The sequence below is a fragment of the Arthrobacter sp. P4_F10 genome, assembly GCF_056401435.1.
This window is the reverse complement of record NZ_JBFUJJ010000071.1, coordinates 1-6,265: the sequence shown is the minus strand read 5'-3', so window position 1 is coordinate 6,265 and position 6,265 is coordinate 1. Positions and strand designations below refer to the sequence as shown.

9 protein-coding genes are annotated in these 6,265 nt (G+C 61.0%); 2 read left to right on the top strand and 7 right to left on the bottom strand.

The window, feature by feature from the left end; all coding sequences use genetic code 11:
• The 5 genes from AC1DR1_RS22715 to AC1DR1_RS22695 form a co-directional block, all read right to left on the bottom strand.
• The coding region (locus tag AC1DR1_RS22715; protein ID WP_476993410.1) for a type IV secretion system protein at positions 1-1,115 on the bottom strand (1,115 nt) is incomplete at its 3' end.
• Positions 1,116-1,124: 9 nt separating this feature from the next.
• Positions 1,125-1,412, bottom strand: a complete 288-nt coding sequence (locus tag AC1DR1_RS22710) for a hypothetical protein (RefSeq protein ID WP_364748919.1) — start codon at positions 1,410-1,412, stop codon at positions 1,125-1,127.
• 117 nt (positions 1,413-1,529) lie between these two features.
• A complete protein-coding gene (locus tag AC1DR1_RS22705) occupies positions 1,530-2,414 on the bottom strand; it encodes a C40 family peptidase (protein ID WP_476993409.1) in 885 nt (294 codons plus the stop codon).
• A gap of 239 nt (positions 2,415-2,653) precedes the next feature.
• A complete protein-coding gene (locus AC1DR1_RS22700; protein WP_476993408.1) occupies positions 2,654-3,016 on the bottom strand; it encodes a hypothetical protein in 363 nt (120 codons plus the stop codon).
• A 388-nt stretch (positions 3,017-3,404) separates the two neighbouring features.
• Complete coding sequence (locus tag AC1DR1_RS22695; protein ID WP_476993407.1) at positions 3,405-4,196, bottom strand: hypothetical protein; 792 nt, start codon at positions 4,194-4,196, stop codon at positions 3,405-3,407.
• 272 nt (positions 4,197-4,468) lie between these two features.
• On the opposite strand from AC1DR1_RS22695, the gene AC1DR1_RS22690 reads away from it, so the two are divergent.
• Positions 4,469-4,792: an ArsR/SmtB family transcription factor gene (locus AC1DR1_RS22690; RefSeq protein ID WP_476993406.1), complete on the top strand. Its 324-nt coding sequence runs from the start codon at positions 4,469-4,471 to the stop codon at positions 4,790-4,792.
• On the opposite strand, the gene AC1DR1_RS22685 is transcribed toward AC1DR1_RS22690, so the two are convergent.
• Positions 4,746-5,261 carry a hypothetical protein gene (locus AC1DR1_RS22685; RefSeq protein ID WP_476993405.1) on the bottom strand — a complete coding sequence of 172 codons (516 nt, stop codon included), beginning with the start codon at positions 5,259-5,261 and terminating at the stop codon, positions 4,746-4,748. The two genes, AC1DR1_RS22690 and AC1DR1_RS22685, sit on opposite strands and share 47 nt — an antisense overlap.
• 156 nt (positions 5,262-5,417) lie before the next feature.
• Here AC1DR1_RS22685 and AC1DR1_RS22680 point away from each other — a divergent pair, with 156 nt between their 5' ends.
• Entirely contained in the window at positions 5,418-5,756 is a 339-nt protein-coding gene (locus AC1DR1_RS22680; RefSeq protein ID WP_476993404.1) for a winged helix-turn-helix domain-containing protein, read from the top strand.
• Between the two features lie 159 nt (positions 5,757-5,915).
• Here AC1DR1_RS22680 and AC1DR1_RS22675 read toward each other — a convergent pair.
• Positions 5,916-6,265, bottom strand: a 350-nt coding sequence (locus tag AC1DR1_RS22675) for a hypothetical protein (protein WP_476993403.1), incomplete at its 5' end; no start/stop codon positions are given.

Below are 6,265 nucleotides of genomic sequence, written 5' to 3'. Positions count from 1 at the left end.
GAGCCTCCCTGACCCGGAGATTTCGGGCTGGTGGCCGCCGGCCTGAAGACTCTTGCCATGACCGGCTGTGGAGTTGAGGGAACAATCGAAGGCCCGGCTGCTCTGCCATGTCCCAACGAAAAATGATGGCTTCGGATCTGTTGCCCGAGTTGGCGTCCGGAGAAACCGGCCGCTGTGCGGGCGATATGGCCGCCACCTGCAGCGCCTGCGGCCGCGGCCAGTTCGCCCCCGGCAAATCCGACCAGCTTGAGCGCCAGCAGAGGGGCCGCGCACGCAACCGTCATCCCGACTGCGCCTGCAGCGATGCCGGCAAAGGATGTCGAATCGGCGTAGAGCTTCACTGCGACGGCCAGCACTGTAGCGGCCAGTGGCTTGGCGAGGAGCAAAGCAACCACCACTTCGCACCAGCGCGCCATCCACGACTTTGTCTTCTCCCACGGCATCATCATGAGAGCTACGGGCGCAACAGCGCCGAGGACGATGAGGGCAAATGACCGGAATATCATCGAGCACATAAGAATGAAGGCAAGAATCCAGATGATCAGTGTGGCGAAGACGGTAATCAGCAAGGTTCCGCTGGCCGCCGCTTGGGTCGCAGGAAGCGTCTCGCTGATGAGCTTCCACTCGCTGGCGGCTCCTGCGGGTGCTCGCTCAAAGCCGAAGAGGCGCATGAAGACGACGTACGGATCGGAGCCCAAAGTTTCCAGGAGGGCTGTTGAGGCTTCGTCGCTCACATGCGTCATTGTCTGCATCAGGTAGATCGCGGCTCCCACGGCCGGGATTGCCATCAAACCGCCAATTAGTGCCCTCCAGATCCGTCGCGATTGCTGGGCGACGAGACCCGACAGCWGTTGGAGAATCATGGCGACGACGAGCGGCGTCGCCATGACTACAACCCACCATCCGGTGAGATCCTGCACGGCGACCCACTGGGAGTCATCGACGTTGGACACTCCGAACGCGCCGGAGATGAAGGACCATAGCCACGTGGCGATGCTCGCAAGGATGCCGGCCAGAAAGTCGTTGAACGCGGCGATGGCGCTGTTCTGAGCTTGTGAGACCAAGCCGCAGCCCGGCGGCCACCAGCTTCCCGGCTCACATAGATTCGGCAGCACGGTGGCGYCCTAAAAACCGAGTTGAAAGGCGCTCTGAGACCAGAGGATGTAGCCGTTAATGCCGCCAAGGATCGCGGCCACGGGTCCGGTCCATAAGAGGATCATTCCCCCGCCCGATGCCAGGCGTGATGACTGACTGAGCTTGCCGGCCAGAAGCATAGCTGCGCCGATGACGGCGACGATCGCGATTACGATGAACGCCCCGACGAGGATGCCCCCACCGATCTGCCTCAAGGACTGCAGGAACGGGAAATCGGTGTTGGGGACGATCCCAGGGTCCACTGCTAAATACTTCATGACTTTTGCTCCTCTTAGGTTTGGATGCAGGGCGGCAGACCTGCCCTTGCTTCTCCATGGCCTCGTTCGGTCCGCCGTGCATGACCTGCGGGGCCCTTCGTGGTTTGGGTCAGCGGATTAGCCCAGGAGTGTGAAGAAGCGGCTGCCTTGGTTCCAGTCGATGGGATGGAGCAGCGTTCCGACACCGGGGTTTAGGGCGCTGTACATCATCCCGCCGCCCGCGTATATCCCAACGTGGCCCCAGTGGTCCGGGCCATCGGGGTTCTGTACCACCAGGTCACCCGGCAGAGGCGCCGTCGTCGGTGTACCCGCAACCCATTGATCGACGCGCGGCAGCCGCCTACCGATCTGGGCGTAGACCCACATCACGTATCCGGAGCAGTCCCATGCCCTGAAGGCTGTCCCTCCCCAGACGTAGCGTCCGGTGAGTCCCTGTTGGGCGAATCCCAGGATGGCGCGCCTTTGGTCATCCAAGTCTGGCGGCACCGCTGGCGCTGGACGGCCGCTGTCCTGGCGCGGACTCTCGCACAATGGAACGTTGCTCGCGCCGCCTAAGGAGGCGATGATCGAGGCGGCAACCGGCTCCCACCTGGCGTAGAGCTCCGGGAATGCCGAGACCTGCACGGCTTGGGCGGCCTCGCCGAGGGACATCCGATCCCACCCTCCAATGTCCAGGAGTCCACGCGGCGAGCCGTGATTGGGACCGCTGGCGCCGCCGAAGAATGCGGCAGCGTTGTACGCGGGACGCATGAGGTCCTGCACGCKTCCCCATCCGGCGCTGGGCCGCTGCTGGGCGGAGCCGATGGAGTCGTGGTCGTAGCCCAGACCGTCGTTAGGAAAGTCCACGGACTCTGGAACTGAAGGGTTGGCAAGCATTCGCAGTCCCGATTCCTGCAGGGCCGTCATGATTGAAATCTGGATTGCTTGCCCGGACACCTTGAGGGAACGCCCGACGGAGATATAGGCCATGGCGACTTCCTGCTGCCGCGTGTTGAGGGTCATCGGTGCCCCATTGAAGCCCGGGACCGTCAGAACTCCGCGGATGCGCCCGTGGAGAGCCGTGGCATTATCACCTCCGGATGGATCCGGCCATGTGCACACATCCCCCGCACCAGAGATTTCGGATCCGACGAGAGCGAGCGATCCGCTGACAACGGCCGCCGAACCCATCAGCACAACCAGCGTGCCAGCGGCTATCGATCGCGCGATGAGCCGGACACCCACTGCCTTCCGGATGCCCCTCAATACACGATCCTGGCGGGATCGGTGTAGAAGGCGACCAGCGCGCATCGGTCTCGGGGAGCGGATTCTGCTGGCGGACAGTTGGCAACGACGCTCACGGGCACCGTGTAGGGCGTGGATCCCGTGTCCGACGTCGATCGATCAGTCACGCTGACGGTCACCGTGCAGACGTGGAGGCCCTGCCAGGGAGCCGGATGCTCCACGTACTTGGCGAGTTCGCCGTCGCACCTGTTCTCCATGACGCGCGACGTTCTGTAGGCCTTTCGGGAGGTCAGCTGGGCGAATGCTGCCGCATCGATGCCCGTCCCCTCGAACTGCGCCGTGTATAGGCTCAGGGGGTTGGTCTCATCGTCGAGCACCATCCACCAGCCGCGCACGCGGGCGTAAACGTCCGTATATGCGGAAGCCCGCGTATCCCACGTGTAGAGGGCTGTTGCTGTCGATTCGGCCAGGGACCGGTGGTTAAGGGTGTGGGGACCGTTGTCAGAAATTGGAGCGACGCTAGTGGTCGGTGCCGGCGAGGAAGTCAGTGGTGTCTGTGACCGTGGGGCGGACTGAGTCGGCACCACGGCCACGCCTGCGTCTACTGGTTCCCGGCTTGGAGTCTGCAGAAGGGTGGTAACCACTGCGGTGACGACCACCACACAGCAGACGAGAATCCACAACCGCGTGCTTCCCTTCAGGTGTCGGACATGATGGTTGGTGTGCTTCACGGTGCACCTCCTTCACCGGTCCATGGCGGCCGTGCGTCTAGACGACATGACGTACGCCGCCCACAGGTTGTGTCAGGCCGGCCTTGGGCATTGATTGGACAACCGGGGCAGTAATTTCTGTGGCTGCCGCGTACAGTTGGCGCGCCCTGCCTATCTGCACTTCGACGTACCGCCGACTGACACCGAAGTCAGATGCGATCCCCGCAATCGCCTCCGCCCGTTCCTCCTTGTGCAAGTCCAGCCGGACAACGTCCTGTGCAATCTGCTGCAGTAGCGGAGTTGGCAGGCATCGCGCCGCGAACGTTGTTGGATCCCCGATGTCGCGGCCCTCGGCATCAACAGCAGCCAGAGCCTGCCTCACCGTGATTGCCATCTGCCGGACGAATACGAGTTGCCGGTAGGACCAACGGCTTGCGGTTGAGCCGGCACGGACCCGGTCGTCCGCGAGCAGTATGGACATCGCGGCACTCCACGCAACGTCGCCGACATGGCGTCTTGTTGTCTGGAGGATGCAGAGTGCCCACTCCCTTTCCGCTACTCCTTCTGGTCCAAAGAGTTCATGTTGCCCGCCGTTGGCCGGATCGAAAAGGAGCGGCAAGGTATCTTTTGAACGCGCTTTGGACAAGTAGGCCGAGCAAATATGGGCCGCGATTCCCTGAACCCAGGCTCCAAACCGGATCCCGGGAATCTGCCGGTAGTGGCCCTCCGCTACTCCGCGCCAGACTGCAATGCGGATGTCTTGGAGAGCATCTTCAAGGTCACAGCCATGTCCCGACCTCGACAGTCGCAGTCTGACGTATTGCGAGACTTCGTTGATTGATGAAGTCATCTGTTCCATCGAAATGGCTGGCGGATGTGTTTCTTGCGGTCGTCTGCTGTCTACGCCCCTCACGACGTCCGCACTATGGCCTTTGAGAGAACGAGTCGTCATGACAGCTCCCGAGCAGAGAATTTCAGTGATGTTGTGAGAGGACTGGCCTCTGCCTTCGGCAGTGAAGGCCAATCTGACGAGAGAATACTTTAACTATTCTCAACACTCACTAAAATAGAGTCAAGAGTGCATCGCTGGAGATTCAAGACTCTTAGCGCAAGAATGAAGGCATGCCGAGAATCACGCAGCCTGCAGACGAAGCCTGGTCGCCCGACGTCGAAGCGGCCATCGCTACGTTCGGCAACAGGTCCCGGAATGAGATTCTGCGCTTCTTGGCGGCCAACGGCCCTTCAACTCGTGGGGACATTGTCGACGCGGTTAGCGCCACCGAGCCAAGCGTGGCAAAGCACTTGCTAGCGCTGGAGGAAACTGGCGCTGTCCGCGCGGATTTGGAGCCTGGACGGCGGCACGGCCGCTCGCCGCGCTACTCGGTAGATGACGCGCGTGTCAAAGCTCTACTGGCGGCCCATCTGGACTACCTTCTGAACCGCTAGCAGCGGACGACTCCCCGGCCGGGTGCCTGGCAATGTCTTGGTTGAGGTACTCGGTGATGGCCCGAAGGGTCTCCGGGGAAACGTCCCCCAAGGTTCGTGCGGCGAAAGTCTTTACCCGCGCGGCGCGCAGGGACTTCACGAATTCCAGCTGAGCGTCTATGCGTTCGGGAACTTCCGCCCCGTCGCTGCCAAGGAGATAGCTGGGATCGACTCGGAAGAGTTCGGATAGAGCAGTCAGAAGCTTGGGATCGGAGACCATTCGGCCCGTGCCGTCCTTCATGTAGAACCACCGCGCCCGGGAAAGGTTCACACCGCGCGCTGCCAACGCCTCGCTCACCTCACGGTATGTCAAGGCCACCCCTCGCTCGGCAACAACCGTGTCGAGTAAGAGGTTCAGTTTTCGGGCGAGCTCCGCCTGCGGCGTGCGAACGCCGCCGCCGTCCTTCTTTGCACCTTCATTTGCTTCCACTTGTCGCCGTTCTGATGATTCGATTGCTGTCCCCCAACAGCTATCCATGCGAGACCAGCGCTTTGGGTACAAGTATTGCTTTCGCTTAGCGCCCCAACAAGGCTTCCAACCCTGAAGACCGAGCATCTAGCCAACGTATTTGCTGAGGCGTACATTATGGTCATTGCAGACGGGTCTACACCTTCCAACGCTCCCAGGTCTCAAACGGAAGTGCCAGCGATGACGAACCTTCTCATGAATAGAACGCGGAGCCGACTCCTGCACTTCCTCAGCAAGAATGGACCGTCGACCAGCACTCAAATTGCCGCCGGTGTTGGACTCAGCTTGAGCACAGTCCGAAGGCAATTGTCAATCCTCGTTTCGAGCGGTTGTGTCGAGTTGTCACAAGGCAGGTTCGCACGAAACACGGCATTCCTGTACTCCGCCAACGCAGGACGCATTCAACAGCGAAGTGAAGTTGCCCGGTTTTTTTCTGAGCTGGACGAACAGGCTTAAGCCGCTCTTGACGGCGTATCTGGCTGCCTCCAAAGAACGGGCGAAACCACGAACGTTCGGCGGCTGGGCAGAGGAAGGTGTCCCCAGGCTCATTGGCGTGAGGGCCGGCTGCCCAGCCGCTACGTGAACACACACCGCAACGCTCCACGAAGAACGGCATCAAAGGTCTAGGGGGATTTTCTCTTTGCCAAAGTGCACTTCGACCTTGGCGCCTACGTCTCCAGCGACTGATTGCAGTTTTTCAACGAAATCTGTAACGAGCGCATCAGCGTCGCCCTCCGACTCAATGCCGTGCACTCGAACGACTATCCCGGCCGCCGTCACCCTAACCGAGACCAAATCATTGAGCTTCCAGCGTCTGGCTAGCTTTTCAATGTAGTGCTTCACGAACTCCATGCGATCTCGCTCTGATGGAGGAGTAAACGCCCGAACCTCGGATAAGAGCTTGTCCAACTTCTGCGACGCGTCGATGAAGGACAATGCACCGCTAACGGAGAGTTCTTCAGTGC

Coding starts and splice junctions, on each gene's coding strand:
- AC1DR1_RS22710 (WP_364748919.1), bottom strand. CDS start 1,412: ATGAAGTATTTAGCAGTGGACCCTGGGATCGTCCCCAACACCGATTTC.
- AC1DR1_RS22695 (WP_476993407.1), bottom strand. CDS start 4,196: ATGACTTCATCAATCAACGAAGTCTCGCAATACGTCAGACTGCGACTG.
- AC1DR1_RS22690 (WP_476993406.1), top strand. CDS start 4,469: ATGCCGAGAATCACGCAGCCTGCAGACGAAGCCTGGTCGCCCGACGTC.
- AC1DR1_RS22680 (WP_476993404.1), top strand. CDS start 5,418: ATGGTCATTGCAGACGGGTCTACACCTTCCAACGCTCCCAGGTCTCAA.
- AC1DR1_RS22700 (WP_476993408.1), bottom strand. CDS start 3,016: ATGGTGCTCGACGATGAGACCAACCCCCTGAGCCTATACACGGCGCAG.